We start from the raw sequence: 24,897 nt of genomic DNA on the forward strand, positions 1-24,897 counted from the left end.
GACGGGTGGTGGGGTCGGTGGCGGGGTCGGTCGTCAGGTGGGCAGGGCCATCAGGAGCAGGGGCGCCGAGGTGGGCCGACGGGATCCTCCGGCCGGTTCGACGGTGAGTCCGAGGGCGCCGGCGTCGGCGGTGTCCCCGTCGACGAGGACCGTGCCGTCCTGGTGGATGAATCCGGCCGGGCGCATGGTGCCGTCGTGGTCGAGCCACAGCTGGTAGGTGGTGCCGTCGGCGGGCGCGGGCAGTCCGGACGCGCTGAAGACGGCCCGGTTCTGCCGCTGGGAGGAGACGACCGTGGTGAGCGCTCCGTTGCTGGCACGGCCGTGGACGGTACGGGCGTCGGGGGCGGCCAGGACCGTGCTGACGGCGTCGAGCCGCTGCTCGGCCCGGTCGGCACGCTGCTGGTACTGGGCGCTCTGCTGGTTCTGCCAGGCCGCCAGGCCGGCGAACGAGGCGGCCGCGACCACGCTGGCGGCGAGCGCCAGGGGTACGGCCCGGCGGCGCAGCGTGCTGCCGACGCCGGCCGAGGGCACGATGTCGGGGACGCGCGGCGGCAGTTGGCGTACGCCGTCGACGGCGTTCATGACGTGGTGCTTCATCGCGTTCGGCGGATACTCGGCGGCGGCGTCCGCCAGGCGCGCGGCAGTGGCCTCGAACTCGGCCACCTCCTCACGGCACGCCTGGCAGTGCGGCAGGTGGTCGGTGAACGCCTTGCGCTCGGCGGGGTCCAGTGCGTTGAGGGCGTAGGCGGCGGCGAGGGTGTGGACGTCGGAGTGGTGTTGCTTCATGTGGTCACCCCCATGCAGTCGCGGAGCCGGATCAGCCCGTCGCGCATGCGTGTCTTGATGGTCGGCAGCGGTGTGCGAAGGGCTTCGGCGACCTCACGGTAGGTCAGGCCACGGTAGTAGGCCAGGGTCACGGCCTGGCGCTGCAGTTCGGTCAGGCCGCGCATGCAGCGGCGTACCTGTTCGCTCTCCAGGCGGGTCTCGACCTGCTCGGAGACATCGTCGAACGCCGTCTGGTGCTCGCGCGCCGCCTGGGCCTGTTCCCGGTCGGCGGCGGCCTGGGCGGAGCGGACCCGGTCCACGGCCCGCCGGTGGGCGATGGTCGCCGCCCACGCGGTGACGCTGCCCTGGTCGGGCCGGTAGCGGGCGGCCTGCCGCCACAGGTCGATCATGACCTCCTGCGCGACCTCCTCCGACTGGGCCCGGTCGCGAACGACTCTGACCACGATCCCGAAGACCATGGGCGCGAGCGCGTCGTAGAGGGTGGAGAAGGCTCGTTTGTCACCGTGGGCGACCTCGTCCATGACCTCGGAGAGGTCGCTGCGGCCCGCGTGACTCGCACGACCGGTGCGACCTGGACCGAACGGGAGTGGTTGGTTCACGGTCCGGGCTCCGGCTGCGGCTGCGGCTCCGACTCCTGCCGCGGCTGCGGTGACGAGGCGAGGGGGCAGCCGGTACCGGCCTGCCGGGTGCGGGGTGTCCATCGCATGGTGGTCCTTGTCCTTGTCCTCGTACGTGGAGCGGGGCCGTGAGGTGTCTCCGCGGATTCTTCGTAGCGGAAGTGCGCACGGATGGGCGGACTTTTGGCAAACGGAACAGATGAGCGTGTCGGCGGAGCGTCTGGGGTAAAGGGATCGCCGGCCGGTCCGCGTCGGAGGTCGGCTCGGAGGTGGCTCGGAAGTCAGTGCTCGGTCCAGGTGAGCACTGCGATGACCTGCTTGCCGAAGGGCGCTGGGCTGACGAAGAGTTCGGCTCCGAGAGCGCGGATGATCGCGAGGCCTCGGCCCCGGGTGGCCAGCGGGCCGCGGCCGCCGGGCTGCCGGGGCAGCGAGCGGGAGGCGTCGCTGAGGGCTATTCCGGCCCGGCCGGACTCCACGCTGAGGGTGAGGGCGTAGGGCGGTCGGGCGTGCCGGACGGCGTTGGCCGTCAGCTCGGAGACGATGAGGAGGATGTCCTCGGCGGTGTCGGGCGGGCGGTCGGCGGGGTGGACGGCGAGCAGCCGGGCGGCCGCACGACGGGCTTCCGGGGCGGCCTGCGGGCCCGGCGGCAGGGGGTGGTGCAGCGTTGGCGGCGGCGTGGGGGGTGGACAGGCGGGTGCGGGGGTCCGTGCCGTGGGGGCGGGGGTGGCGGTGACGGTGTTCATGGCGGGGTCCTGTGGCGGGGTTCCTGCGGGGGTGGTGGGGCGGGGGCCCGGGGCCGTGGCCCCGGACCCTCGCCGGGCCCGGGTGGGCGCTACCACTTGTTGTGGCAGTTCCAGTGACCGGGCACCCAGTGGTTCACCGAGTGACCGGGCACCCAGTGCTGCTTCCAGTAACCCTTGCTCCACCAGCCGTCGTGCCACTTGCCGTGGTGGTCCCGGTAACCGGGGTGCCAGCTGCCCGGGTGCCACTTGCTTTCCCAGTGGCCCTTGCCCCACTTGCCGGTGACCCAGTGGCCCTTGACCCAGGTGCACCGATCGTGGCCGCGGCGGTCCCAGCGGTCGTGACGGTTGCTGTCCCGGTTGTTGTCCCAGTTGCGGTCACGGTCACGATCGTGATCACGGTCGCGGTCGCTCGTGCTGGTGCTGGTGGTGGTGCCGGCGAGCATCGCATGCGCCGTGGTCGGCGCTGCCACCGGGGCGGCGCTCGCCGTACCGGACAGTCCCAGCAGCGAGCCGCCTGCCAGCAGCCCGGCGGATGCGACTCCGACGACCACGCGCTTCGTGTGCATCGAAGCGGTCATCGGGCTCACCTCCTCCCTTTCATCAGGTTCATCAAGCATTCGGCCTCGTCTGCTCCTTCACCATCTGGAGCGTCACCACGGATTCGTGACGAAGGGGGTGAAGGATTGCCAAGAGCTTCAAACCGCCATATCTCTCCCTTCAAGGTGGGTGCTGTGGACCCTGTCGCCGCTGCTCGGACCGTGGTGTGCACGCCGCCGGGTTCGGGACCCGGTCCGGGAGTGACGGCGGCCTCGGCTGCGACGTCCAGGGAGCTACCTGAGCAGCGGCTCCTCCTCCCGGCTCCCCGTTCCGCCGGGCCGGTCCGACTGCTCTTGCGTGCCCCCGTCGACGGCGCCGTCCGGGACCTGGCGGCTCCCGGGATCGGGGCCGGTCTCCCGCCCGGTCTTCCGGTCCCGGTCCCGGGCGCCGGTGCCCTTGCCCGGCGGCGCCTGCCCCGTCCCGTTACCCTGACCGCCGCCGGCACCCGCCTCCTGACCGGCCGTCTCCCCACCGCCCTGACCGGGCGCCTTGCCGGTGCCCTGGCCGGGTTTTGTACCAGTGCTTTGGCTGGGCGCCTTGCCCGTGCCCTGGGCGGGCGCCTTGCCGGTGCCCTGGCCGGGCGGCTTACCCGTGCCCTGGCCAGGTGTTGTACCGGTGCCTTGGCCGGGCACCTTGCCCGTGCCCTGGCCGGACGGCTTGCCGGTGCCCTGGCCGGGCGGCTTGCCGGTGCCTTGGGCGGGTGTTGTACCAGTGCTTTGGCTGGGCGCCTCGTCCGTGCCCTGGCCGGGCGGCTTGCCGGTGCCCTGGCCGGGCGGCTTGCCGGTGCCTTGGGCGGGTGTTGTACCAGTGCTTTGGCTGGGCGCCTCGTCCGTGCCCTGGGCGGGCGCCTTGCCCTTGCCCTGGCCGGGTGTCGTACCGGTGCCCTGGCCGGGCGCTTTGCCTGTGCCCTGGGCGGGCGTTGTGCCCGTGCCCTGGGCAGGTGGCCTGCCGTTGCCCTGGGCGGGCGGCTTGCCCGTGTCCTTGACGGGCGGCTTGCTCGAGTCGTGGGCGGGCGCCCGACCGGTGCCGTGGCTGGGGGTCTGCCCCGCACCCCGGCCGGTGCCCTGGCTCGTGCCGCGCCTGGGCTGCTTGCCCGTTCCCTGGGCGGGAGCCGTGCCGGGGTCCGCACCCGAGCCGTCACCGGAGCCCTGACCGGGGGTTTTGCCACCCGTGTCCCGTCCGGAGCCCGAACCCGTGTCCTGGCCGGACCCGGTGTGCGGCTCCTTGTCCGGCCCCTGACCCGGCAGCTTGCCCGCGCCCTTGCCCGGCGCGTTGCCGGTCCCCTGACCGGGGTCCTTGCCCGGGTCCTGACCGGATCCGCTACCCGAGCCCTTGTCCGGTGCGCCTTCGGACGCCTGGCCCGGCTCCTGCCGCCCGGGCGGGTTCTCCGGGGCTTTGCCCTGGCCCGTGCCCGATTCCTGACCCGGCACGTGACCGTTGCCCTTGCCCTTGCCGGATTCCTGACCGGGCACTGTGCCCGCGCCCTTCTCCGGGCGCGGCCCGGGCGCCTCGTCCGTCCCGCCGTCGGTCCCCGGCGCACGGCCCGAGCCCGTTCCTGATCCTTGTCCGGGCACCTTGCCCGGCTCGTTCCCGGCCTTGTCGCCCTGGCCCGTACCCGGCTCCTCCGCGGGAGCCTCGCCCGGCTGCTTGCCGGGGTCCTTGCCGTGGCCCGTGCCCGACCCCTTGTCAGGGTCCCCGTCCGGCACCGTCGTGGGCGGCCCGGCCGGGTCCCTGCGCTGGCCTGTGCCCGACTCCCCCGCCGGAACCTTGCCGGGGTCCTGCCCGTGGTCCTCGCCCCGGCCCGGCTCCTGGCCCGACGGCCCGACGGGATGCTTCGCCGGGGCCCCGTCCCGTCCCGTGCCGGGCTCATCGGGCTGTCGGCCGGTGTCCTGACCCGTCCCCCCGCCCGGTTGCCGGTCCGGCACGGTCGCGGGCTGCTTCGCGGGGGCCCTTCCGGTGCCCGGCTCCTCGGCGGGGGCCGGGGGCAGGGCCGGGTACCGCGAGCCGGCGGGCCGGCCGGGCGGGGGTTCGACCTCGCGGTCGGGCCGGCCCCGCGCCGCCCCGCTCGGGCGCTCGTACCAGGCCTTGCGGGCCGGGTCGAAGACCGTGACGGTCTTCACCGGCTTCGCGGCCGGCCTGACCGCCACCAGCTCGGCGGAGCGGAACGAGGACCACTCCGTCCCGCTCAGCCTGGGCCTGCCCCGCACCGCGACGGGGGGCGTCAGGGGGTTGCCGCACGCACACCGGACCCGCGGGACGCCACGGCCGTCCACCAGTACGGACGTACCGGCCTGCAGGACGGCCTGGTAGCCGGTGGGCGCGTCGTTCCTGTACCCGTGGTTCGTGACCCGGGTGTCCCAGCCCAGCCGGACCGGCGTGAGCGAACGCAGATAGGACGGGATCCCGGCCTGCCGGACGCCCAGCGTGGTGGCGAAGGCACCGCCCTTGTCCGGGTGCTCCGAGAGGAACTTGATCTGCTTCTCCACGTCACAGCTCGCGACGTTGCGCGTGCCCCCGTACAGGCCCGGGTGTCCGCCGTCGACCTCCAGGGTGCGCGCCCCGCTCGTGCCGCCCCGCACCGCCGCGGCCGTCTCCCGCGCCGCGGCCGCGAGGGCGTCCTCGGACTCCGCGGCCGTCGACGGGGTGAACGGATCGGGGCCCGCCGCCGCGGCGGCCTCCAGGAAGACCTCGCCGCCGGCCGCGGTGTTCCCGCCCAGCACGGTGAAGCTGACGACCGCCGCCGAGACCACGACGGCCGCCGTACTCGCACTCACGAGGGCCCTGCGCGACCGCCGGCGCCGCCGTCCGCGCCGCTCCTCCCCGTCGTCCGCGCGGGACGACGGGGACGAAGGCTGCGGCAGGGACGAAGGCTGCGGCGGGGGCGGCGGCACCGGCGGCGGAGCCTCCGGTGGCGGCGCGGGCCGCGGCTGCGCCCCGCGGCCCGACAGCGGGCCGGGCGGCGGGCCCGTGGGGTGTTCGGACGAAGAAGGCACGGAACTCACGACACTCGCCCCCTGACACGGGGCACCGGGACAACGATGGTGACTCGCATGCGCTCGCTCCTTCTGACCGTCAACGCCTCCACATCCCGGAGGGGGACTCGAAACCGGCGCCGCGAAGCAGAGGTCGGCGAAAGGACGGCCCCTGCGGGGTCGTCCGCTCACCTGCGACATCGGTGGGGCCACGTACTGGGGGTGGACCCGTCCCTCGAGTAAGCCCCCTGCCCCCGCGGCGCGTCACGTCGCGACCTTTCGGGACTTGACAGGACCCACCGGGGGCCGGGTGCCGGTCAGCGACCAGGGGCCGAAGGCTGGTCAGCCGGCGCCGAGGTGGAAGAAGAACCAGACGAGCGGCCCCAGGACGGCCGACGTCCCGAGCAGGACCCCGATACGGGCCCGAACGGGGCTGGAGTACTCCGTGCCCCACGTGCGCCACAGGCCGGGAAGGCCCAGGACGACGGCGCAGATGCCGAGGGGCAGGACCAGGTACAGGGGCAGGAAGCGGACCAGGGGCGGGAGCGCTTCGGGCAGGAACGGGCAACCGAAGGCCACGACGGCGGTGATGCCGAGGACCAGCGATCCCGTGCCGCCGCCGTTGCGCGGCTCTTCCTGCTGCTCCGGCTCGGTGACCTGCTCCGGGGAACTCATGGCCGGCAGGCTACGGGCGACCCGACGGCCCCGCCTGAGCGGGGCTACTCATACCGTCTGAGTATCGCGGCCCTCCCCGGACGTGGCCGCGGCGACCGACGTCCGCAGCCACGCCGCCGGTGAAGGACATTGACAGGGAACAGTGTGAGTGGTTTATTACTCACATGAACACGGAACGACGACGTCAACTCTCCTCCGCCGAAGAGCGCCGCGAGACGGTCCTGCGGACGGCCATCGGGGCCTTCGCCGCCCGCGGCTACTTCGGCACGACGACCACCGAGGTGGCCAAGGCCGCGGGGATCTCCCAGGCCTACGTCTACCGACTGTTCCCGAACAAGGAGGCGCTCTTCACCGCCGTCGTCGAGCGCTGCTTCTCGCGGGTCCGGGCCAGCCTCGAAGAAGGCGCCGCCCAGGCGCAGGGCAGCAGCCCCGAGGCCGTTCTGGACACGATGGGCGACACGTACGCGCACCTCATCGCCGACAAGGACCTGCTGCTCGTCCTGACCCACGCCCAGGCGGCGGCCGTGTCCGAACCCGCCGTACGGGAGGCCGTGCGCGCCGGGTACGCCCGCATGGTGGAGTACGTACGCGGGGCGTCGGGCGCGGCGGAGGCCGCGGTGCAGCAGTTCTTCGCGACCGGGATGCTCTGCCACCTCCTGGTGTCGCTGGACGCCCACGAGGTCGACGCGCCCTGGTCCCGGACCCTCTCGGCCGGCATCCGGCACTACTAGCGGGCGACGGCCGGGCGGATCCGCACGGTCCGCCCGCCTTCCTTTCGGACCAAAGAGTGAGTGGTCAACCACACACAGGAGATCGCGCATGCACGCCACACCGCCCGACCGACAGCCCCCCTCCCCCGCCGTCGCTGCGACCGCCGCGGCGACCCTCGGGGCCCTGGCCGCCGCCCAGTTCGCGGTCACCCTCAGCACCTCGATCGTGAACGTCGCCCTCCCCGCCGTGCGCGACGGGGTCGGACTCTCGGACGCGGGCATGTCCTGGGTCGTCAACGCCTACGGGCTCGCCTTCGGCGCGCTGCTCCTGCTCGGCGGCCGGGCGGCCGACCTCCTCGGACGGCGTCGCGTCCTGACCGCCGGGCTCGCGCTCTTCGCGGTGGCGGCCGTTGCCGCCGGACTGGCGAGCGAGCCCTGGATGCTCGTCGCGGCGCGCACGGCGCAGGGCGTCGGTGCCGCCGCGATCGCGCCCGCCGCGCTCTCCCTGGTCATGCTGCTCCACCCGCCGGGTCCCGCCCGCGCCCGGGCCCTCGGCGTCTGGGGCGCCGTCTCCGGTGCGGGCGGCGCGGCCGGAGTCCTGCTCGGGGGGATCCTCACCGAAGGCCCCGGCTGGCCCTGGGTGTTCCACGCCTCCGGCATCGGGGCGGCGGTGGTCCTGGCGGCCGCCCTGCGGCTCGTGCCCGCCGACCCGGAGGAGGCCGCCGGGCCCCGCCCACCGCTCGACGTGGCGGGATCCCTCACGGTCACCTCCGCTCTGGTCGCGCTGGTGTACGGGCTCACGGCCGCGGGCCGCTCCGGCTGGACCGAGCCCCTGGTCCTCGGCTCGTTCGGCGCGGCGGCCGCCCTCCTCGCCCTCTTCGTGCGGGTCGAACGACGCCACCCCGCCCCGCTCCTGCCGTCGAGGATCCTCACCCGCGGCGCCGTGGGTCCGGCCAACCTCGTCATGGCGCTGCTCGGTGCGGTCTGGGTCGGCCTGTTCTTCTTCCTCCCCCTCTACCAGCAGCAGGTCCTCGGCGCCGGGCCCTTGGAGGCCGGCCTCTCCCAACTGCCGCTGGCCGCGGCCAACATGCTCGGCTCAAGTCTGGCGCCCGCGCTCGCCCGCCGCATCGGCCCGCACCGTACCCTCCTCGCGGGCCTTGCGGTCCAGGCCGCCGGATTCCTGTGGCTGGCCCGGATCCCGGCCGGCGGGACCTTCCTCGTCCACCTGCTCGGCCCGGTCCTCCTCGTGGGATCCGGCCTCGGCGTGGCCTTCGTCCAGCTCACCGGTTCGGCCGTCGGCGGGGTGGAGCCCGCCGACGCGGGACTGGCCGGCGGGCTGGTCAACACCACCCGCCAGATCGGCGGCGCGGTCGGTCTCGCCGTCCTGGGCACGCTGGCCGCCGCCCGTACCGCCGCCGCCCCCGACCTGCCACAGGCCGCGGCCCTCACCGAGGGGTACCGCGCCGCCTTCCTCCTCTCGGCCGCCGTCCTGGGCGTCGGGGCGGCCCTGACCCCGCTCCTCGCCCGCAGAACCCGCCCGGAGCGGGGAACCCGGGAGGCCCCCGCCCCCGCTGCCCCCTCACCCGCAGCCCTTTCCACGTCGTCCCGAACCCGCTGACCCCACCACCCGAGGAGCACTGTCATGACCACGCACCCCACCACCGTCGACACCGCGGCCCCCGTCGTCGTCCGCGTCGAGACCACCGTGCACGCCCCGCTCCCCACCGTCTGGGACCTGCACACGGACATCGCCGCGTGGGCCGACTGGAACACGGACGTGGACCGGGTGGAGTACGCCGGCCCGCTGGCCCCCGGTACCGCGATCCGCTGGCTGACCCACGGCCTCGACATCACGTCCACCGTCCACCAGGTCGTCCCCGGCGAGCGCATCGTGTGGGGCGGCCCGGCGCACGGCATCGACGGCATCCACGTCTGGACGTTCGAGGAGACGACGCCCGGCACCGTGACGGTCCGTACCGAGGAGTCCTGGAGCGGCGAGCCCGTCGAGGCCCGGGCCGCGGAGATGGAGCAGGTGCTGCGGCAGTCGCTGGACGCCTGGCTCGCCGCTCTGAAGGCACGGGCCGAGGCCGTGGCGGGCGCCGCCGCCGCTGCCGAACGGCACTGAGGCGCCCCGTCCCCGAACGCACCGCATCCCGATCGTTCCGTTCCGCCGCCCGAGAACCGAGGACAACGCCATGACCAGCACCGGCAGCCACACCCCGAAGCCCTACCTGACCGGCCACTACACCCCCGTCGCCGACGAGATCACCGCCACCGGACTCACCGTCGAGGGCACCCTCCCGCCCGAACTGACCGGCCGCCTCATCCGCAACAGCCACAACCCCAAGCCCGGCATCACCCCCACCCACTGGTTCAAGGGCAGCGGCATGGTCCACGGCATCCGCCTCCGGAACGGCCGTGCCGAGTGGTACCGCAACCGGTGGGTCCACACCCCCGCGCTCGACGGCGCCCCCTACATGACCGACCGGGGCCCCGACCTCACCGCCAGCACGGCGGGCACCCACGTCATCGAGCACGCCGGCCGGCTCCTCGCCCTCAGCGAAGCGGCGCTGCCCTTCGAGCTGACGGCGGGTCTGGAGACCGTGGGCGCCTACGACTTCGAGGGCCGGCTCACCTCGGCGATGACCGCGCATCCCAAGGAGGACCCGGTCACCGGCGAGCTGCACTTCTTCGCCTCCTCCCCCTTCCCGCCGTACCTGGTCCACCACGTCGCCTCCGCCGACGGGAAGGTGCTGGAGAGCCAGGAGGTGCCGGGTGCGAGCGCGGCGCTCAAGCACGACTTCGCCCTGACCGAGCACTACGTGGTCTTCCTGGAGGGGTCCGTCACCTTCGACCCGGCCGAGCACTCGGGCATCCCGTACGGCTGGGACGACGAGCAGGTGTCGCGCATCGGCGTCATGCCGCGGACGGCCGCGGGTGCGGGCGGCCGGGCCCGCGAGATCCGCTGGTTCGAGATCGGGCAGGGCTACGGCATGCACTTCGCGAACGCCTACGAGGACGCCTACGGGCGCGTCGTCGTCGAGGGACCGACCGTGGGCCGGGACGGCTGGCAACGCTCCTGGAACTGGTGGGTCGGCGCCGAGGACCGCGGAGCGGAACCCAACCACGGTTCGCGCAGCACCCGCTGGACCGTGGACCTGGCGGCCGGGGCCGTCAAGGAGGAGGTGACCGACGACCTCACCGTGGAGTTCCCGACCATCAACGAGGCCTTCCTCGGCATCGAACACCGCTACCAGTACGCGCTCGCCTTCCCCGACGACATGGGGATCGCCGCCCACACCCTCGTCAAGTACGACCGCACCACCGGGGCCCGGCAGTTGCTGCCGTTCGGCGCCGGCCGACTCCCCAGCGAGGCGGTGTTCGTACCCGCCGAAGGCGCGGGTGCGTCGCAGGAGGACGCCGGGTACCTGCTGACCGTGGTCAGCGACCTCAACGCCGACGCCTCGCAGCTGCTCGTCCTGGACGCCTCCGACCTGACCGTCCCGCCGGTCGCCACCATCCACCTGCCGCGCCGGGTCCCGGCCATGATCCACGGCTCCTGGATCCCCGACGCCGCGACGCGACCGGCCGCATGACGGCAGCGTGACCGGCAGTCGACCGGCGCCCGGGTGAGCCACGTCTCACCTGGGCGCCGCCGCTTGTCTATGCAACGAGTTGCATAGCAGGATCGGGGTATGGCGCTCGAACACGCGATCCTCGTCTCCCTGCTGGAGAAGCCGGGCTCCGGCTATGAGCTGGCCCGCCGGTTCGAGCGGTCGATCGGCTACTTCTGGACCGCCACGCACCAGCAGATCTACCGCGTACTGGGGCGCATGGAGGGCGACGGGATGCTCGCCGTCCGTACGGTCCCGCAGCAGGGACGGCCGGACAAGAAGGAGTATTCGGCCGCGGGTCCCGGCCGGGCCGCACTCGCGCGGTGGCTGCACGAGCCGATCGAACCGGAGAGCCTGCGGCACGAACTCGCCGTGAAGATCCGCGGGGCGGCATTCGACGACCCGGCCGCCCTGATTCCCGAGGTGGAGCGGCACCAGCAGGCCCACCGTGACCGCCTCGCCCGCTATCTCGCCGGGGAACTGCGCGACTTCACCGGGCCCGACGCCCCGGCACCGCTCGACACCGGCCAGGAGCTCCAGCACGTCGTCCTGCGCGGCGGGATCGCGCAGGAGCGGATGACGATCGCCTGGCTCGACGACGTCCTGGCGACCCTGCACCGGCTGCGGCGGAGTGCGCCGCCGACCGCGTAGGCCCCGTCGGCCCGTGAAACGCGACCTCCGTCGCCACCTCCCTCCCCCACGCGCCCCGCGCGCACCCCGTCTCAGCCGCCCGACCCCGACCCCGACCCCTCGGAAGGTGATCCGCCATGTCCGACCCCCTGCTGTTCCACCCGCACACCTACGACCCGGCGCACTTCGACCCGGAGACCCGCAGGCTGCTGCGCGCCACCGTCGACTGGTTCGAGGCCCGCGGCAAGCGGCGGATCATCGAGGACTACCGCACCCGCGCCTGGCTGGCCGACTTCCTCGACTTCTCCGCCAAGGAAGGGCTGTTCGCGACCTTCCTGACCCCCGCGGCCGCCGCCGGCGAGGACGAGCCGGACAAGCGCTGGGACACGGCCCGGATCGCCGCCCTCAACGAGATCTTCGGCTTCTACGGCCTCGACTACTGGTACGCCTGGCAGGTCACCGTCCTCGGCCTCGGCCCGGTCTGGCAGAGCGACAACGCCGCCGCCCGCGAGCGCGCCGCGCAGCTCCTGTCGGAGGGCGAGGTGTTCGCCTTCGGCCTGTCCGAGAAGAGCCACGGCGCCGACATCTACTCCACCGACATGCTGCTGGAGCCGGCCGCCGACGGTTCCGGCGGCTTCCGCGCCAGCGGCTCCAAGTACTACATCGGCAACGGCAACGCCGCCGGGCTCGTCTCCGTCTTCGGCCGGCGCACCGACGTCGAGGGCCCCGACGGCTACGTCTTCTTCGCCGCCGACAGCCGCCACCCCGCGTACCGGCTCGTGAAGAACGTCGTCGACTCCTCCAAGTACGTCAGCGAGTTCCGCCTGGAGGACTACCCGGTGGCCGCCGAGGACGTCCTGCACACCGGGCGCGCCGCGTTCGACGCCGCGCTCAACACCGTCAACGTCGGCAAGTTCAACCTGTGCACCGCCTCGATCGGCATCTGCGAGCACGCGATGTACGAGGCCGTCACGCACGCGCACGGCCGGATCCTCTACGGCCGGCCCGTCACCGCCTTCCCGCACGTGCGCCGCGAACTGGCCGACGCCTACGTCCGCCTGGTCGGGATGAAGCTGTTCAGCGACCGCGCCGTCGACTACTTCCGCTCCGCCGGGCCCGACGACCGCCGCTACCTGCTCTTCAACCCGATGACCAAGATGAAGGTCACGACGGAGGGCGAGAAGGTCATCGACCTGATGTGGGACGTGATCGCCGCCAAGGGCTTCGAGAAGGACAACTACTTCGCCCAGGCGGCCGTCGAGATCCGCGGACTGCCGAAGCTGGAGGGCACGGTCCACGTCAACCTCGCGCTGATCCTCAAGTTCATGCGCAACCACCTGCTGGACCCGGCCGACTACGCGCCCGTCCCGACGCGCCTCGACGCGGCCGACGACGACTTCCTGTTCCGGCAGGGACCGGCCCGCGGCCTGGGCTCCGTACGCTTCCACGACTGGCGCCCGGCGTACGACGCCTACGACTCCGTGCCGAACGTCGCCCGCTTCCGCGAGCAGGCCGACGCCCTGGCCGAGTTCGCCGCCACGATCGCGCCGGACGAGGCACAGGGCCGCGACCTGGACTTCCTGCTCTCCGTGGGGCAGCTGTTCGCCCTCGTCGTCCACGGTCAGCTGATCCTGGAGCAGGCCCGCCTGACGGACCTGGACGAGTCCGTCCTGGACGAGCTGTTCTCGGTGCTCGTACGGGACTTCTCCCAGCACGCCGTCGAGCTGCACGGCAAGGACTCCAGCACGCCGGAGCAGCAGGCGTGGGCCCTGGCCTCCGTCCGCCGCCCCGTCGTCGACGAGGCCCGCTCGGCCCGCGTCTGGTCCCGGGTCGAGGCCCTCGCCGGCGCCTACGAGATGGCGCCGTAGTACCCCGTCTCCCGGCGGTCGCCACGTCACCGTGCGTGGCGACCGCCGGGGGGCTCAGCGCAGGGATTCGGCCGGCGGGCGCTCGCGGAGGGCGCCGTAGCCGATGAAGTACGCCGGGACGCGGTTCAGCCAGGGCATCTCGGTGAACAGTTCCGTGATCCGCTTGGCGCGCGCCGGGTCGCCGAACGCGGTACGGCCCTCCAGCAGCGGTTCGATGACCTGGGTGTGGGCCAGGCGTTGGAGACCCTGCGTCGCCACAGTGGTCGGCCAGCGGCGCAACTGGACGCGGCGTACGTCGTTCAGCCCGACCCGGCCCGCGCGCAGCGGGCGCACGAGGTGGCGGGCGGCGGCGACCGCGTCCTGCACGGCGAGGTTGATGCCGATCCCGCCCACGGGTGACATGGCGTGGGCGGCGTCGCCGATGCACAGCAGGCCCGGGCGGTGCCAGCGGCGCAGCCGGTCCAGTCGTACGTCGAGCAGCTTCACCTCGTCCCACGAGCTGAGGGCGTGGCTCCGGTCGGCCAGCCAGGGAGCGGCCTCGGCGAAGCGGGTCGTGAACCGCTCCAGCCCCTCGGCGCGGCGCTCGGTGTCGGTCCCCTTGGGGATGAGCGCGGCGCACTGCCAGTAGTCGCCGCGGTCGATGAGCGCGGTGAAGAACCGGTCGCCGAGGCCGCCCACGAGCCCGCTGGGGTCGTCCTCGTGCCGCGGCAGGCGGAACCACCAGGCGTCCATGGGGCACGGGAAGTGTTCCAGGCCCAGTTCGGGCAGCGTCCTGGCCAGTGAGCCGCGGCCGTCACACGCCACGGTCAGGGTGGCCCTCAGCGCGCCGGTGGCGCCGTCCGCGGTGCGGTAACGCACGCCGTTGACACGGCCGCCCTCGACGAGGAAACCGGTCGCCTCGGTGTCCATGCGCAGGTGGAAGGAGGGCTCCCGGGCCGCCTCGTCGGCGAGGAGGTCCAGGAGGTCCCACTGGGGCACCATCGCGATGTAGTTGTACGGTCCGGGCAGCGCCCCGACGTTTCCGATGGTGACCAGGGACCGGTCGGGTCCGATCGGCAGCTGCACCGTCGTGACGCGGCGCTGCGGCAGCCGCGCGAAGCGTTCGGCGAGGCCGATGTCGTCCAGCAGCGACAGGGTGCTGGGGTGCACGGTGTCGCCGCGGAAGTCGCGCAGGAAGTCCCCGTGTTTCTCCAGCACCGTCACCTCCGCCCCGGCGCGGGCCAGCAGCAGCGCGAGCACCATTCCGGCCGGGCCGCCCCCCACCACGCAGCAGGTCGTTCGCTCCACGGCAACCACTCCCTTCGCGGAGATCGGGCGATCCCCAGGCACGTATACCGCACCGGGGACGTCGGCCCCGGCGGGACACTCGCCGGGGCCCGCGTAGGCTCGACCCGTGCCAGCCTCCCGTCTCCACCGCGTCGCCGTCCTCGTCCTGGACGGCGCGAAGCCGCTCGACGTGGGCATCCCCGCGCAGGTCTTCACGACCCGCGCGAGCATGCCGTACGAGGTACGGGTGTGCGGCGCGGCGCCCGGGCTGGTCGCCGGCGGCGACGGTCTCTCGTACCACGTGACGCACGGACTGGACGCCCTGGCGTGGGCCGACATCGTCTTCGTGCCCGGCTACCGCTTCCCCGACCGCGAGGATCCGCCGCGGGCGGTCCTGGACGCGCTGATCGCGGCCCACGAGCGGGGGGCGCGGCTGGCCGCCATCTCGACCGGCGCGTTCGCGCTGGCCGCGACGGGCCTCCTCGACGGCAGGCGCGCCACGACGCACTGGCACTACGCCCGGGCGCTCACGGCCAAGCACCCGCTCGTGCGGGTCGACGAGAACGTCCTGTTCGTCGACGAGGGCAGCGTCCTCACCTCGGCCGGCGCCGCCTCGGGCATCGACCTCTGTCTGCACATCCTGCGCGGCGACCTCGGGGTCGGCGCGTCCAACCACGCGGCGCGGCGTCTGGTGGCCGCCCCCTACCGCAGCGGCGGTCAGGCGCAGTACGTGCCGCGCAGCGTGCCGGAGCCGCTCGGCGAGCGGTTCGCCGCGACACGCGAGTGGGCGCTGCGCAGGCTCGGTGAGTCCCTCACCCTGGAGACGCTCGCCCGGCACGCCGGGGTGTCGCCCCGTACCTTCTCCCGGCGGTTCGCGGAGGACACCGGCTACACGCCGATGCAGTGGGTCATGCGGGCCCGCATCGACGTCGCCCGTGAGCTGCTGGAACGCTCGCAGCGTGGCGTCGAGCAGATCGCCGCGGACGTGGGCCTCGGTACGGGCGCGAACCTGCGGCTGCACTTCCAGCGGATCCTGGGGACCAGCCCGACCGAGTACCGGCGCACCTTCACGAAGGGTGAGTAGGAACGGGACCGGACCCGCGAGGATCCCGCCGACCGGGCTGGCGAGATCCTTTTGAACAGTGGCGATCACGCCGCTGTCGCGGTCGGCCGCGGAGGGCGAACCTGATGGCGAACGAAAGGGACTCGCTCATGACTCGCATCGCCATCAACGGATTCGGCCGCATCGGACGCAACGTGCTGCGCGCGCTGCTGGAGCGCGAAAGCGACCTCGAGGTCGTCGCCGTCAACGACCTCACCGAGCCGAAGGCCCTCGCGCGGCTCCTGGCGTACGACAGCACCTCCGGCCGGCTCGGCCGCCCGGTGACCGTCGACGGGAACACCCTGGTCGTCGACGGCCGCCGCATCACGGTGCTGGCCGAGCGCGAGCCGGAGCAGCTGCCCTGGGCGGAGCTCGGCGTCGACATCGTGCTGGAGGCCACCGGCCGCTTCACCTCGGCCGACGCCGCCCGCGCCCACCTCAAGGCGGGCGCGAAGAAGGTCCTGGTCAGCGCGCCGTCGGACGGTGCCGACGTGACCCTGGCGTACGGCGTGAACACCGACGCCTACGACCCGGCCGTGCACACCATCGTCTCGAACGCGTCCTGCACGACCAACGCGCTCGCCCCGCTGGCCGCCGTCCTGGACGAGCTCGCGGGCATCGAGCACGGCTTCATGACGACGGTGCACGCCTACACGCAGGAGCAGAACCTGCAGGACGGCCCGCACCGCGACCCGCGTCGCGCCCGCGCAGCCGGCGTCAACATCGTGCCGACCTCCACGGGCGCCGCGAAGGCGATCGGCCTGGTGCTTCCGCAGCTCGACGGCAAGCTGCAGGGTGACTCGATCCGCGTGCCCGTCCCGGTCGGCTCCATCGTGGAGCTCAACACGACGGTCGCCCGCGAGGTGACGCGCGAGGAGATCCTGGAGGCCTACCGCGCCGCGGCCGAGGGCCCGCTGGCCGGCGTCCTGGAGTACTCGGACGACCCGCTGGTGTCCTCGGACATCACCGGCAACCCCGCCTCGTCGATCTTCGACTCGGAACTCACCCGCGTCGACGGCCGGCACGTCAAGGTCGTCGCCTGGTACGACAACGAGTGGGGCTTCTCGAACCGCGTGATCGACACCCTCACGCTCCTGGCCGCGGGCTGAGCACCGCCCCGCCGTCAGTGACCCGCGCTCCGGCCGGCCCCTCGGGCCGGCCGGAGCGCGCCGTTTTCAGAAGGCCCCGTAGCGCATGCGGCCGAGCGCCGACATCGGCAGGTCGTGCGCGGCGACCGGCGCCGGCAGGCAGGTCGAGCCGGTGAGGTAGCGGTCCACGGCGGCCGCCGCCGCCCGGCCCTCGGCGATGGCCCACACCACGAGTGACTGGCCCCGGCCCGCGTCGCCGGCGACGAACACCCCGGGCGCCCGGCCGCCGCGGGCCGCGAAGCCGGCGTCCCGCGCGAAGTTGCCGCGCTCGTCGAGCTCCAGGCCGAGCTGCTCGCGCAGTCCCCCCGCCCGCTCGGGGCCGGAGAAGCCGAGGGCCAGCAGGACCAGCCCTGCCGGCAGGACCCGCTCGGTCCCCGCCAGCGGGCTGCGGCCGACCGGCTCGACCGCGGTCAGGTGGAGGGCCCGCACCCGGCCCGACGCGTCCCCCTCGAAGCGCAGGGTGGCGCAGGCGAACAGGCGGGGGTCGCGGCCCGCGCGCCCGCGCGCCTCGTCGTGGGCGTGGGAGATCCGGTACGTCTTGGGGTACACCGGCCAGGGTTCGTCGTCGGTGCGGTCGGGGCCGGGCTCCGGGTTGATGTCGAGCTGGACCACGGAGATCGCGCCCTGCCGCAGGGCCGTCCCCATGCAGTCGGATCCGGTGTCGCCGCCTCCGACGATGACCACGTGCCGGCCCTCGGCGGTGACGGGGGACGCGACCCGGTCGCCTTCCTGCACCCGGTTCGCGCAGGTCAGGTAGTCCATGGCCTGGTGGATGCCGTGGAGCTCACGGCCGGGGACGGTCAGCTCCCTGCGCTCGCCGGCTCCGACCGCGACGACGACGGCGTCGCACCGGCCGCGCAGCTCGGCGGCGTCGGCTGCGGCGGTGGCGGTGGCGTCCGCGGCGGCGGCGCCTCCGACGTCGTGGCCCGTGACGAACTCCGTGCCCTCGGCGCGCATCTGCTCGATCCGGCGGTCCAGGTGGGCCTTCTCCATCTTGAACTCGGGGATGCCGTAGCGCAGCAGGCCGCCGATCCGGTCCGCCCGCTCGTGGACCGTGACCGTGTGACCGGCCCGGGTCAGCTGCTGGGCGGCGGCCAGTCCGGCCGGGCCGGACCCTATGACCGCCACGGTCCTGCCGCTGTGCCGGTCCGGCGGCCGCGGCCCCATGTAGCCGCGCCGCAGTCCCTCGTCGGCGATGGTCTGCTCGACGTTCTTGATGGTCACGGGGTCCGCGTTGATCGTGAGGACGCAGGCGTCCTCGCAGGGAGCGGGGCAGAGCCGCCCGGTGACCTCCGGGAAATTGTTGGTCGCGTGCAGCCGCTCGTACGCGGCGCGCCAGTCGGCGTGGGCGGCGTAGGCGTTCCACTCGGGTATGAGGTTTCCGAGGGGGCAGCCGGTGTGGCAGAAGGGGATGCCGCAGTCCATGCAGCGGCCGGCCTGCCGGGAGACGAGCGGGAGCAGTGCCTGGCCGGCGTGCACCTCGCGCCAGTCGGCGAGCCGTTCCTCGACGGGCCGGGCCGGGACGGGCTCGCGGGGGATCCTGAGGAAGCCGAACGGATCGGTCACGCGCCGCCTCCCTGGATCATTAGCGGCGGGGTGTGCGGGTGCGCGCACCGCGGTGGCGGCGCGCCCTCCCAGTGGCGGTCCGACCAGGTTACGCCGCTCGGGTGGCGGGCGCGCAGGGCCGCTCGGGTGGCGGGCGCGCAGGGCCGCTCGGCGGCGCCCCCGCGCGCGCCGGGGGTGTCAGCCGCGTGGCGGGGCGCAGACGAAGCCCTCCTGGACGTCGCGGACCCCGTTCCAGCAGCTCGGGGTGGGTGGTCGGGGAGGTCTGCGTGGTGATCGTGAAGGTCGCGGAGCGGCGGCGGGACGTTTCAGGTCGCGGCGAGCGAGCAAGCGCCAGGTGACCGTAACCCGATCGAGGAGGCGTGTGGAATGGCGGACGAGGGCAAGGGCCAGGACGTGGTCGAGGTGATCCTGAAGGACCACCGGACGATGGAGGACCTGTTCCGCCGGATGCGGAGCGTCGAGGCCGACCGCGCGGCGGCCCGGGACCAGTTCTCGGCGTTGCTCATCGCCCACGGCGAGGCCGAGGAGGCCGAGGTCTACGGTGCGCTCAAGCGTTTCCGGGGCGTCGACGACGACGAGGTGGAGCACGGCGAGGAGGAGCACGCCGAGGGCAACGAGGCGCTGCTGAAGCTCCTGGAGGTCGAAGAGGTCGGATCCGACGAGTGGGACGAACGCCTGGAGGACCTCGTCAAGGCGGTCTCCCACCACTTGGACGAGGAGGAGCGGACCATCCTCAACGGTACCCGGGAGAACGTCCCGGACGAACGCCGGGCGGAGCTGGGCGCCGCGTTCCTGGCGGAGCGCAAGAGGCAGCTGGAGTCGGACTGCGGCAGCATCGAGAACGTCCGCAAGATCGTGGGGAAGTGACGGGTCCCCGGCCGGAACGCCGGAGGGCGGTGCCCTCGAACGGTTCCGTGCCGGGGATCCGCGCGAACAGCGTCCCGGGCCGGTCGGTGCGCCGCGGCGCACCGACCGGCCCGACCGGGCGCGCGTCCGGGCGCCTCAGCACCGGCCGTCCGGGCGGACGGACAGGGAGTGCGGGGCGGATGCCGTCGGCGGCGGCAGGTGGAGTGGGCGGCTGCCCGGGGTGATCGACCCCAGGACGCGGGGGCCGGCCGCTCCGGTGCAACCGGGCGCGTTGCCCGCGAGGCCGTGCACGGTGAGGTATCCGAGTACGGCGAAGGCGTACGCCTCCTTCGCCGCGGCGGGCAGCCCGAGCTCCTCGGAGGCGCGCAGCCGTGTACCGGCGAGCTCGGTGCGGAGCATGGCCGTCAGCGTCGGATTGCGCACGCCGCCTCCCGAGGCGAACACCTCGGTGGCTCCCAGGGGCCGCAGCGCGTCGGCGACGGTGCGGGCGGTGAGGCGGGTGAGCGTGGCGACGACGTCCTGCGGCGGAAGTTGCCCGAACTCCCCCAGGCGGGAGCGGAGATACTCGGGGTGGAACAGTTCCTTCCCCGTCGTCCGTGGTGCGGGCAGCCGGTAGTACGGCTCGGCGAGGAGCCGTCGGAGCAGGCCGTCGTGGACGCGTCCGGAGGCGGCGAGTGCTCCGTCCTCGTCGTACGCCAGGCGTCCGCCGCTCAGTTCGCGTACCGCGGCGTCGATGAGGGCGTTGCCCGGGCCGGTGTCGAAGGCGACGGGGTCCGCGTGCGGGGGCACGACGGTGACGTTGGCGATCCCCCCGATGTTCAGGGCCGCCGGAACACCGGGGCGGCCGCGCAGCAGCATCAGGTCGATCAGGCTGACCAGCGGTGCGCCCTGCCCGCCGGCCGCGACGTCGCGCGTGCGGAAGCCGGAGGCGACCGGCCGGCCGGTCGCCTCGGCGATCCAGGCCGGTTCGCCGATCTGGAGGGTTCCGTGGACCTGCCCGTCCGCGACCCAGTGGTAGACGGTCTGCCCGTGCGAGGCAATCAACTCGGCTTTCTGCGCGCACAGTTCGCGGTCGGCCCGGACGGCGGTCCGCCCGAAGGCCTGTCCGATGCGGGTGTCGAGGCGGCACACGTCGGCGAGGGTGGTGGTGGCGGGCGGCAGGGCACCCGCGAGACCGGCCCGCAGGTCGGCCGGGTACGGCTCGCTGACCATGCCCAGCGGGGTGAGGTGCAGCGCGCCGTCCTCCGCCCGGTGCTCGAGGTCGCAGGCGGCGGCGTCCACGGCGTCGTAGGAGGTCCCGGACATGAGGCCGATCACCCTCATCGCAGCGGCTCCCGGTGGTCGTTGCCGCGCAGGGTCAGCAGCGCCACGGCGCTGAGGGCGCAGGCGCCGGCGGCGTAGTGGGCGGGGACCGCGGTGTCGGCGGTCCGGGCGGTGAGCGCGGTGATGAAGAGTCCCGCGCAGCCGGAGAACACGGCGTTGGCGAGGGCGTAGGACAGGCCGAGCCCGGTGCAGCGGACGCGCCGGGGGAACATCTCGGCGAGCATGGCCGGCCCCGGTCCGGCGAGCAGGCCGACCAGCGCGCCGGCGGCGAGCACGGCGGCGGCCCGGGCCGACGGGGACGCCCCGGGTGACTGGAGCAACTGCAGGAGGGGGTGGGCGAGCAGGGCGATCCCGAGCGCCCCGGCGAGCATGACCGGGCGCCGCCCGAAGCGGTCGCTGAGCCGTCCGGCGGGCAGGATCGACGCGGCGAAGCCGAGGTTGACGAGGGTGGTGGCGAGGAGGGCGTCCCGGAAGGACGCCCCGAGCGCGGCCTGGAGATGGGACGGCAGCACGACCAGGAAGGTATAGCCGGCCGCCGACCAGCCCATGATCCGTCCGATGCCGAGCACGACGGAACGGGCCTGCTCCGCCAGGTCCGTTGGGGCGGCCGGCCCGCTCGCGCGCGGGGCGGCCGACACGCCGGGCGGGCCTCCGGGGGGTGCGTCCGGGGGTTCCTCCAGGGCCGTGCGCAGCCACAGCGCGACCGTCCCCAGCGGCAGGGCCAGCAGGAACGGGATCCGCCACCCCCACGCGTACAGCGCTTCGGCCGGCAAGGCCACGGCGAGGGCGGTGGCCGTTGCGGCGCCGGCCAGCAGACCGAGGGCGACGGTGAAGGACTGCCATGCGCCGTGGAGGCCGCGGCGGCCGGGCGGGGCGTACTCCACCATCAGGGACACCGCTCCGCCGAACTCGCCCCCGGCGGACAGCCCTTGGAGCACCCGCAGGAACGTGAGCAGCCAGGGGGCGGCGGCGCCGATGTCGGCACGCGTGGGCAGGAGCCCGATGAGGGTGGTGGCGAGCGTCATGAGACCGATGACCATGACGAGGGCGGGACGGCGGCCGAACCGGTCCCCGACGCGCCCGAACAGCAGGGCACCGACGGGCCGGAAGAAGAAGGCGAGCGCGAAGGAGGCGTACGTGGCGACCAGCGCTTCGGCGCCCGCGCCGGGGCTTCCCGCCTGCGGGCTGAAGAAGTTGGCCGCGATGACGGTGGCGAAGCAGCCGTAGACGCCGAACTCGTACCACTCGACCAGATTGCCCGCCGAACCGGCGAGCAGGGCCCGGCGGGCCGCGGCGCGGGACGGCGGCGCGGGGAGCAGTTCGGTCGGGTTCACCCGTGCTGCGTGCCCGTTCGGCGGCCGAGCGATACCTGTCGGCGCCCCGATTCAGCATATCGGCGGCGGTGTGACGGTCATCTGTTCGTATCTTCTTCAATCGAACGCAAAATCGGGACAAATCGCTTCGTGTCCGATGCGATCGGGGCGGGGGGTGCGGGAAAACTGGTCCGCCGTCAGAGCCAAGACGACTGCCACCGAGAACAGGACCAGGCCGCTGATCTGATTTGTCGCCTGCCAACCGATTGCGGAGGTGTCACGATGTCCTGCTCCAGGACCGACTTCCGAAAGGCCCTCACGGGCACTTCCCCGATGTGCTGTTGCCCCCGAGCACGTGCCGTCTTCTTCATACTGCTCCTCGCGGCCGGCGCCCTGACCGGCCCCACGGACCCGGCGTACGCGGCACCGTCGTACGGCGCGAAAGCCGTCCGGGTGGCCGCCTCCAAACAGGGCTCGCCGTACGCCTACGGCGCCACCGGCCCCAGACGCTTCGACTGCTCGGGCCTCACCCTCTACGCCTTCAAGAAGGCCGGCAAACGCCTCCCGCGCACGGCCGACCAGCAGTACGAACACACCCGCCACATCCCCAAGGCCGATCGCACGGCCGGTGACCTGGTCTTCTTCCCAAGAGGAGAGACCATGACGCACGTCGGCATCTACGCCGGCGACGACAGGATCTGGCACGCTCCCCGTCCCGGCACGACCGTGCGACTGGAACGCATCTGGAGCGAAGCGGTCCGATACGGACGCGCCCTCTGAGCCACCACCCGATCCACCACCCGTTCGCGGCGCGTTCGCGTTCACCGCCCGCCCGGCCGTGGCCGGCGCACGCGCGCGTGCACGTCGACCGACCCCCGGTCACCGATCCTTTCTCGGTGGTGTGCGTGACTGGAAGCGGGCGACGGCACGGCGCAACCGCCGGCACGGCCCCTAGTGCAGCCGCCAGGTGAGTTTTCCGCCGCCGACCCAGCGGACCGAGTCCGGATCGTCGAGGTCGTGGATGGTGATCCCCGCGTCCGCGGCCGCCAGGATCACGTCGGTCATGGATGTCGCCATACGGACCACCTCCCCGTCGATCTCGACGATCCGGAAGGGCGGGTCTCCGGCCTGCACCCCCAGGACGGTGACCCGCGCCGAGGACATGTACGGGCTCATGCTCTCTGTCATGCGGAGATCGTTCCATGCCGACCGGCATGTCGCGCCCATTGGCAGCGCGTCGGACGCCCGCAATGACGCGGCCCGGGGGCCGCGGCCGGCGTCCGCCCGCACGACGGGGCCGGGTCGGCCGCACGACGTGGTCGGGGCAGCCCGGCCGCGAGGCCGGGTCCGCGCACTGAGTACCCGCGCTGAGTACGCGTACTCTGCCGCGCCCGGCGGGGCGGCCGCACCATGGTGATCGTCACGGCCTCAGGTGGGCCGTACCCACCGGGCACCCCGAGGAGTTCCATGCGTTCTGGACCGGTCCGCACGTTCGCCACCGTCACCTTCGGCAACTGGCTGTCGGGTACGTACCTCGGCCTGGCGGCCCTCCTGCTGCTGATCGGCGCCGGCGACGGGGGCGACCAGACGGCCGGGCTGTTCGCCCTGATGCTGGCCGCGCCCACCGGGGCGCTCCTGCTCTCGGTCGTGAACTCCGTGGGGGCCTGGGCACAGACCGACGCCACCATGTGGTGCCTCCTGGCCTTCTCGTACCTCTTCCAGGCCTTCCTGCTCGGCCTGGCCGTCCGCGCGGTCCGCCGCGGAACGAGCCGCGTCGACCTCTGACCCGGCCGTATCCGCCGAGGTCAGAGACTCGCGGATGCGGGCGCGTCGATCATGGGGAACCCTTGCCGTGGGGGACGGACGCAAAGGAGGCCGACATGTCGATGATGGACAAGCTCAAGCAGATGCTGCGCGGTCACGAGAGCCAGGCCGACCAGGGCATCGACAAGGCAGGAGACTTCGTCGACGGCAAGACCCAGGGCAAGTACAGCAGCCAGGTCGACACCGCCCAGGACAAGCTGAAGGAGCAGTTGCGCCGCGACCAGGGAAACCCCCCGCCGCCCCAGGCCTGAGCCCACCCTTCCGCTCCCGCGGCGGGCAGCCGATCGGGGTCGCCCCGGGCCGGTGCCCGGGGCGCTGCCCCGGACCCCGCGCCGAAATCGCCGGCGAGGGTGTGGGGCGGCGCCACGCCGGAGCGTCCCCCACCACTCCTGAGCATTGGCGCGGCCGTCACGAGGGGGGCCCGGTCCGCGTGGGGGTCCGCCGGTCCGGACACATATGTTCGAACCGGCCCGAACGGGGTATACGTCATGTCCGCATCCGATGACGAGACCGAGACGGCGAGACCCCGAGATGTCCCAGTGCAAGATCCCCGACTACCGCACCGGCCACCGTGGCCGCCACTGGACGCACGCCCTGCGCAGTGCCCAGCGGGCCGGGGCCGTCATAGTGACCGACGACACCCGCGAACCGGTCGGTTACGCCCACGACGCCACCGGGCCCGGCCGTTTCCGGCCCTGGATCACCGCCGCCGGCGACCGCTACGACAGCCACGACGTCCACCCCGAGTGGTAGCCGAAACGCTCTGCCGGTCACGCGTGCGGCGGGCCGCCCGCGCAGGACGGGCACAGCCCGCGGTAGACGATCTCCACGTCGGACACCGCGAAGCCGAAACGCTCCTGTGTGGGCAGGCCGGCCAGCGGGTCGCCGGTCGGACGGACGTCGCGGATGAGGCCGCAGCCGGAGCAGACCAGGTGCTGGTGGGGGTGGTGCCCGTTGGGGTCGTAGCGCTTGGCGCGCCCGTACGCGGAGAGTTCCGCGACCTCACCCAGGGAGACCAGCTCGCCGAGGGTGTTGTAGACGCTGGCCCGGGAGATCTCGGGCAGCCTCCGGGCCGCACGGGCGTGCACCTCGTCGGCGGTCAGGTGCACGTGCTCGCCGTCGAGGACCTCCGCGACGACCCGCCGCTGGGAGGTCATGCGCCAGCCGCGCCCCCGCAACCGCTCCAGCAGGTCACTCATGTCGGCTCACCAGTTCGCGCTCGGCGGGACAAAGGAAGGGGGGCGGACCTGTCGCGGGCCCGAAAAGCGAGCTACAG

Annotated in this window: 25 protein-coding genes; 13 read left to right on the top strand and 12 right to left on the bottom strand. The window is 73.5% G+C overall.

Features of this window, described 5'->3' with window-relative positions:
- Positions 1-33 precede the first annotated feature (33 nt).
- The 6 genes from AC2RP6_RS03440 to AC2RP6_RS03465 form a co-directional block, all read right to left on the bottom strand.
- Positions 34-786, bottom strand: a complete 753-nt coding sequence (locus tag AC2RP6_RS03440; protein WP_486444746.1) for an anti-sigma factor — start codon at positions 784-786, stop codon at positions 34-36.
- Positions 783-1,385 carry an ECF RNA polymerase sigma factor SigK gene (gene sigK, locus AC2RP6_RS03445; RefSeq protein ID WP_486444747.1) on the bottom strand — a complete coding sequence of 201 codons (603 nt, stop codon included), beginning with the start codon at positions 1,383-1,385 and terminating at the stop codon, positions 783-785. Before sigK ends, AC2RP6_RS03440 begins: the two co-directional genes overlap by 4 nt.
- A 299-nt stretch (positions 1,386-1,684) precedes the next feature.
- Positions 1,685-2,146 (bottom strand): ATP-binding protein, encoded by a 462-nt coding sequence (locus tag AC2RP6_RS03450; protein WP_486444748.1) that lies wholly within the window; start codon positions 2,144-2,146, stop codon positions 1,685-1,687.
- An 89-nt stretch (positions 2,147-2,235) separates the two neighbouring features.
- Positions 2,236-2,724: a hypothetical protein gene (locus AC2RP6_RS03455; RefSeq protein WP_486444749.1), complete on the bottom strand. Its 489-nt coding sequence runs from the start codon at positions 2,722-2,724 to the stop codon at positions 2,236-2,238.
- Positions 2,725-2,976: 252 nt separating this feature from the next.
- Positions 2,977-5,517 (bottom strand): DUF6777 domain-containing protein, encoded by a 2,541-nt coding sequence (locus tag AC2RP6_RS03460; RefSeq protein WP_486444750.1) that lies wholly within the window; start codon positions 5,515-5,517, stop codon positions 2,977-2,979.
- A gap of 540 nt (positions 5,518-6,057) precedes the next feature.
- Positions 6,058-6,390 (bottom strand): hypothetical protein, encoded by a 333-nt coding sequence (locus tag AC2RP6_RS03465; protein ID WP_486444751.1) that lies wholly within the window; start codon positions 6,388-6,390, stop codon positions 6,058-6,060.
- Between the two features lie 164 nt (positions 6,391-6,554).
- Between AC2RP6_RS03465 and AC2RP6_RS03470 the strand changes: the two genes are divergently transcribed.
- From AC2RP6_RS03470 to AC2RP6_RS03495, 6 genes are all read left to right on the top strand, one after another.
- The gene (locus AC2RP6_RS03470; RefSeq protein ID WP_486444752.1) at positions 6,555-7,121 is read left to right on the top strand and encodes a TetR/AcrR family transcriptional regulator; all 567 of its coding nucleotides are present in this window, start codon (positions 6,555-6,557) and stop codon (positions 7,119-7,121) included.
- An 88-nt stretch (positions 7,122-7,209) separates the two neighbouring features.
- Positions 7,210-8,718, top strand: coding sequence for an MFS transporter (locus AC2RP6_RS03475; protein ID WP_486444753.1), 1,509 nt, complete (start codon positions 7,210-7,212; stop codon positions 8,716-8,718).
- A gap of 24 nt (positions 8,719-8,742) precedes the next feature.
- The gene (locus AC2RP6_RS03480) at positions 8,743-9,225 is read left to right on the top strand and encodes an SRPBCC family protein (protein WP_486444754.1); all 483 of its coding nucleotides are present in this window, start codon (positions 8,743-8,745) and stop codon (positions 9,223-9,225) included.
- 70 nt (positions 9,226-9,295) lie between these two features.
- Positions 9,296-10,696 carry a carotenoid oxygenase family protein gene (locus tag AC2RP6_RS03485; RefSeq protein WP_486444755.1) on the top strand — a complete coding sequence of 467 codons (1,401 nt, stop codon included), beginning with the start codon at positions 9,296-9,298 and terminating at the stop codon, positions 10,694-10,696.
- Between the two features lie 99 nt (positions 10,697-10,795).
- Positions 10,796-11,365, top strand: a complete 570-nt coding sequence (locus tag AC2RP6_RS03490) for a PadR family transcriptional regulator (RefSeq protein WP_486444756.1) — start codon at positions 10,796-10,798, stop codon at positions 11,363-11,365.
- A gap of 116 nt (positions 11,366-11,481) precedes the next feature.
- Positions 11,482-13,212 carry an acyl-CoA dehydrogenase family protein gene (locus AC2RP6_RS03495; RefSeq protein WP_486444757.1) on the top strand — a complete coding sequence of 577 codons (1,731 nt, stop codon included), beginning with the start codon at positions 11,482-11,484 and terminating at the stop codon, positions 13,210-13,212.
- 54 nt (positions 13,213-13,266) lie between these two features.
- Here the strand turns inward: AC2RP6_RS03495 and AC2RP6_RS03500 are convergent, their stop codons facing one another.
- Positions 13,267-14,499: an FAD-dependent oxidoreductase gene (locus AC2RP6_RS03500; RefSeq protein WP_486444758.1), complete on the bottom strand. Its 1,233-nt coding sequence runs from the start codon at positions 14,497-14,499 to the stop codon at positions 13,267-13,269.
- A 106-nt stretch (positions 14,500-14,605) separates the two neighbouring features.
- On the opposite strand from AC2RP6_RS03500, the gene AC2RP6_RS03505 reads away from it, so the two are divergent.
- Entirely contained in the window at positions 14,606-15,562 is a 957-nt protein-coding gene (locus AC2RP6_RS03505) for a GlxA family transcriptional regulator (protein WP_486444759.1), read from the top strand.
- Between the two features lie 128 nt (positions 15,563-15,690).
- Entirely contained in the window at positions 15,691-16,689 is a 999-nt protein-coding gene (gap, locus tag AC2RP6_RS03510) for a type I glyceraldehyde-3-phosphate dehydrogenase (RefSeq protein ID WP_486444760.1), read from the top strand.
- A 66-nt stretch (positions 16,690-16,755) separates the two neighbouring features.
- Here gap and AC2RP6_RS03515 read toward each other — a convergent pair whose 3' ends face one another.
- Positions 16,756-18,294 carry a glutamate synthase subunit beta gene (locus AC2RP6_RS03515; protein WP_486444761.1) on the bottom strand — a complete coding sequence of 513 codons (1,539 nt, stop codon included), beginning with the start codon at positions 18,292-18,294 and terminating at the stop codon, positions 16,756-16,758.
- 366 nt (positions 18,295-18,660) lie between these two features.
- Here AC2RP6_RS03515 and AC2RP6_RS03520 point away from each other — a divergent pair, with 366 nt between their 5' ends.
- A complete protein-coding gene (locus AC2RP6_RS03520; protein ID WP_486444762.1) occupies positions 18,661-19,161 on the top strand; it encodes a hemerythrin domain-containing protein in 501 nt (166 codons plus the stop codon).
- 135 nt (positions 19,162-19,296) lie between these two features.
- Here AC2RP6_RS03520 and AC2RP6_RS03525 read toward each other — a convergent pair whose 3' ends face one another.
- Together AC2RP6_RS03525 and AC2RP6_RS03530 are read right to left on the bottom strand one after the other, a co-directional pair.
- Complete coding sequence (locus AC2RP6_RS03525; protein WP_486444763.1) at positions 19,297-20,484, bottom strand: anhydro-N-acetylmuramic acid kinase; 1,188 nt, start codon at positions 20,482-20,484, stop codon at positions 19,297-19,299.
- Entirely contained in the window at positions 20,481-21,818 is a 1,338-nt protein-coding gene (locus tag AC2RP6_RS03530) for an MFS transporter (protein ID WP_486444764.1), read from the bottom strand. The genes AC2RP6_RS03525 and AC2RP6_RS03530 overlap by 4 nt, the downstream gene beginning before the upstream one ends.
- 312 nt (positions 21,819-22,130) lie before the next feature.
- Between AC2RP6_RS03530 and AC2RP6_RS03535 the strand changes: the two genes are divergently transcribed.
- Positions 22,131-22,577: a C40 family peptidase gene (locus tag AC2RP6_RS03535; RefSeq protein ID WP_486450216.1), complete on the top strand. Its 447-nt coding sequence runs from the start codon at positions 22,131-22,133 to the stop codon at positions 22,575-22,577.
- Positions 22,578-22,748: 171 nt separating this feature from the next.
- Here AC2RP6_RS03535 and AC2RP6_RS03540 read toward each other — a convergent pair whose 3' ends face one another.
- Entirely contained in the window at positions 22,749-22,985 is a 237-nt protein-coding gene (locus AC2RP6_RS03540; RefSeq protein ID WP_486444765.1) for a hypothetical protein, read from the bottom strand.
- 279 nt (positions 22,986-23,264) lie between these two features.
- On the opposite strand from AC2RP6_RS03540, the gene AC2RP6_RS03545 reads away from it, so the two are divergent.
- From AC2RP6_RS03545 to AC2RP6_RS03555, 3 genes are all read left to right on the top strand, one after another.
- The gene (locus AC2RP6_RS03545) at positions 23,265-23,582 is read left to right on the top strand and encodes an SCO4225 family membrane protein (protein ID WP_486444766.1); all 318 of its coding nucleotides are present in this window, start codon (positions 23,265-23,267) and stop codon (positions 23,580-23,582) included.
- 95 nt (positions 23,583-23,677) lie between these two features.
- Positions 23,678-23,872: an antitoxin gene (locus AC2RP6_RS03550; protein WP_486444767.1), complete on the top strand. Its 195-nt coding sequence runs from the start codon at positions 23,678-23,680 to the stop codon at positions 23,870-23,872.
- 280 nt (positions 23,873-24,152) lie between these two features.
- Positions 24,153-24,374, top strand: coding sequence for a hypothetical protein (locus AC2RP6_RS03555; RefSeq protein WP_486444768.1), 222 nt, complete (start codon positions 24,153-24,155; stop codon positions 24,372-24,374).
- A 17-nt stretch (positions 24,375-24,391) separates the two neighbouring features.
- On the opposite strand, the gene AC2RP6_RS03560 is transcribed toward AC2RP6_RS03555, so the two are convergent.
- Positions 24,392-24,820 (bottom strand): Fur family transcriptional regulator, encoded by a 429-nt coding sequence (locus AC2RP6_RS03560; RefSeq protein ID WP_486444769.1) that lies wholly within the window; start codon positions 24,818-24,820, stop codon positions 24,392-24,394.
- Positions 24,821-24,897 lie beyond the last annotated feature (77 nt).

This window comes from Streptomyces sp. WAC03905, from assembly GCF_057371075.1.

Bases quoted from the DNA above. Each gene is read 5' to 3' on its own strand.
- AC2RP6_RS03440 (WP_486444746.1), bottom strand. From the start codon at position 786: ATGAAGCAACACCACTCCGACGTCCACACCCTCGCCGCCGCCTACGCC.
- AC2RP6_RS03450 (WP_486444748.1), bottom strand. From the start codon at position 2,146: ATGAACACCGTCACCGCCACCCCCGCCCCCACGGCACGGACCCCCGCA.
- AC2RP6_RS03455 (WP_486444749.1), bottom strand. From the start codon at position 2,724: ATGACCGCTTCGATGCACACGAAGCGCGTGGTCGTCGGAGTCGCATCC.
- AC2RP6_RS03465 (WP_486444751.1), bottom strand. From the start codon at position 6,390: ATGAGTTCCCCGGAGCAGGTCACCGAGCCGGAGCAGCAGGAAGAGCCG.
- AC2RP6_RS03470 (WP_486444752.1), top strand. From the start codon at position 6,555: ATGAACACGGAACGACGACGTCAACTCTCCTCCGCCGAAGAGCGCCGC.
- AC2RP6_RS03475 (WP_486444753.1), top strand. From the start codon at position 7,210: ATGCACGCCACACCGCCCGACCGACAGCCCCCCTCCCCCGCCGTCGCT.
- AC2RP6_RS03480 (WP_486444754.1), top strand. From the start codon at position 8,743: ATGACCACGCACCCCACCACCGTCGACACCGCGGCCCCCGTCGTCGTC.
- AC2RP6_RS03485 (WP_486444755.1), top strand. From the start codon at position 9,296: ATGACCAGCACCGGCAGCCACACCCCGAAGCCCTACCTGACCGGCCAC.
- AC2RP6_RS03490 (WP_486444756.1), top strand. From the start codon at position 10,796: ATGGCGCTCGAACACGCGATCCTCGTCTCCCTGCTGGAGAAGCCGGGC.
- AC2RP6_RS03495 (WP_486444757.1), top strand. From the start codon at position 11,482: ATGTCCGACCCCCTGCTGTTCCACCCGCACACCTACGACCCGGCGCAC.
- gap (WP_486444760.1), top strand. From the start codon at position 15,691: ATGACTCGCATCGCCATCAACGGATTCGGCCGCATCGGACGCAACGTG.
- AC2RP6_RS03520 (WP_486444762.1), top strand. From the start codon at position 18,661: ATGGCGGACGAGGGCAAGGGCCAGGACGTGGTCGAGGTGATCCTGAAG.
- AC2RP6_RS03525 (WP_486444763.1), bottom strand. From the start codon at position 20,484: ATGAGGGTGATCGGCCTCATGTCCGGGACCTCCTACGACGCCGTGGAC.
- AC2RP6_RS03535 (WP_486450216.1), top strand. From the start codon at position 22,131: ATGTGCTGTTGCCCCCGAGCACGTGCCGTCTTCTTCATACTGCTCCTC.
- AC2RP6_RS03540 (WP_486444765.1), bottom strand. From the start codon at position 22,985: ATGACAGAGAGCATGAGCCCGTACATGTCCTCGGCGCGGGTCACCGTC.
- AC2RP6_RS03545 (WP_486444766.1), top strand. From the start codon at position 23,265: ATGCGTTCTGGACCGGTCCGCACGTTCGCCACCGTCACCTTCGGCAAC.
- AC2RP6_RS03550 (WP_486444767.1), top strand. From the start codon at position 23,678: ATGTCGATGATGGACAAGCTCAAGCAGATGCTGCGCGGTCACGAGAGC.
- AC2RP6_RS03555 (WP_486444768.1), top strand. From the start codon at position 24,153: ATGTCCCAGTGCAAGATCCCCGACTACCGCACCGGCCACCGTGGCCGC.
- AC2RP6_RS03560 (WP_486444769.1), bottom strand. From the start codon at position 24,820: ATGAGTGACCTGCTGGAGCGGTTGCGGGGGCGCGGCTGGCGCATGACC.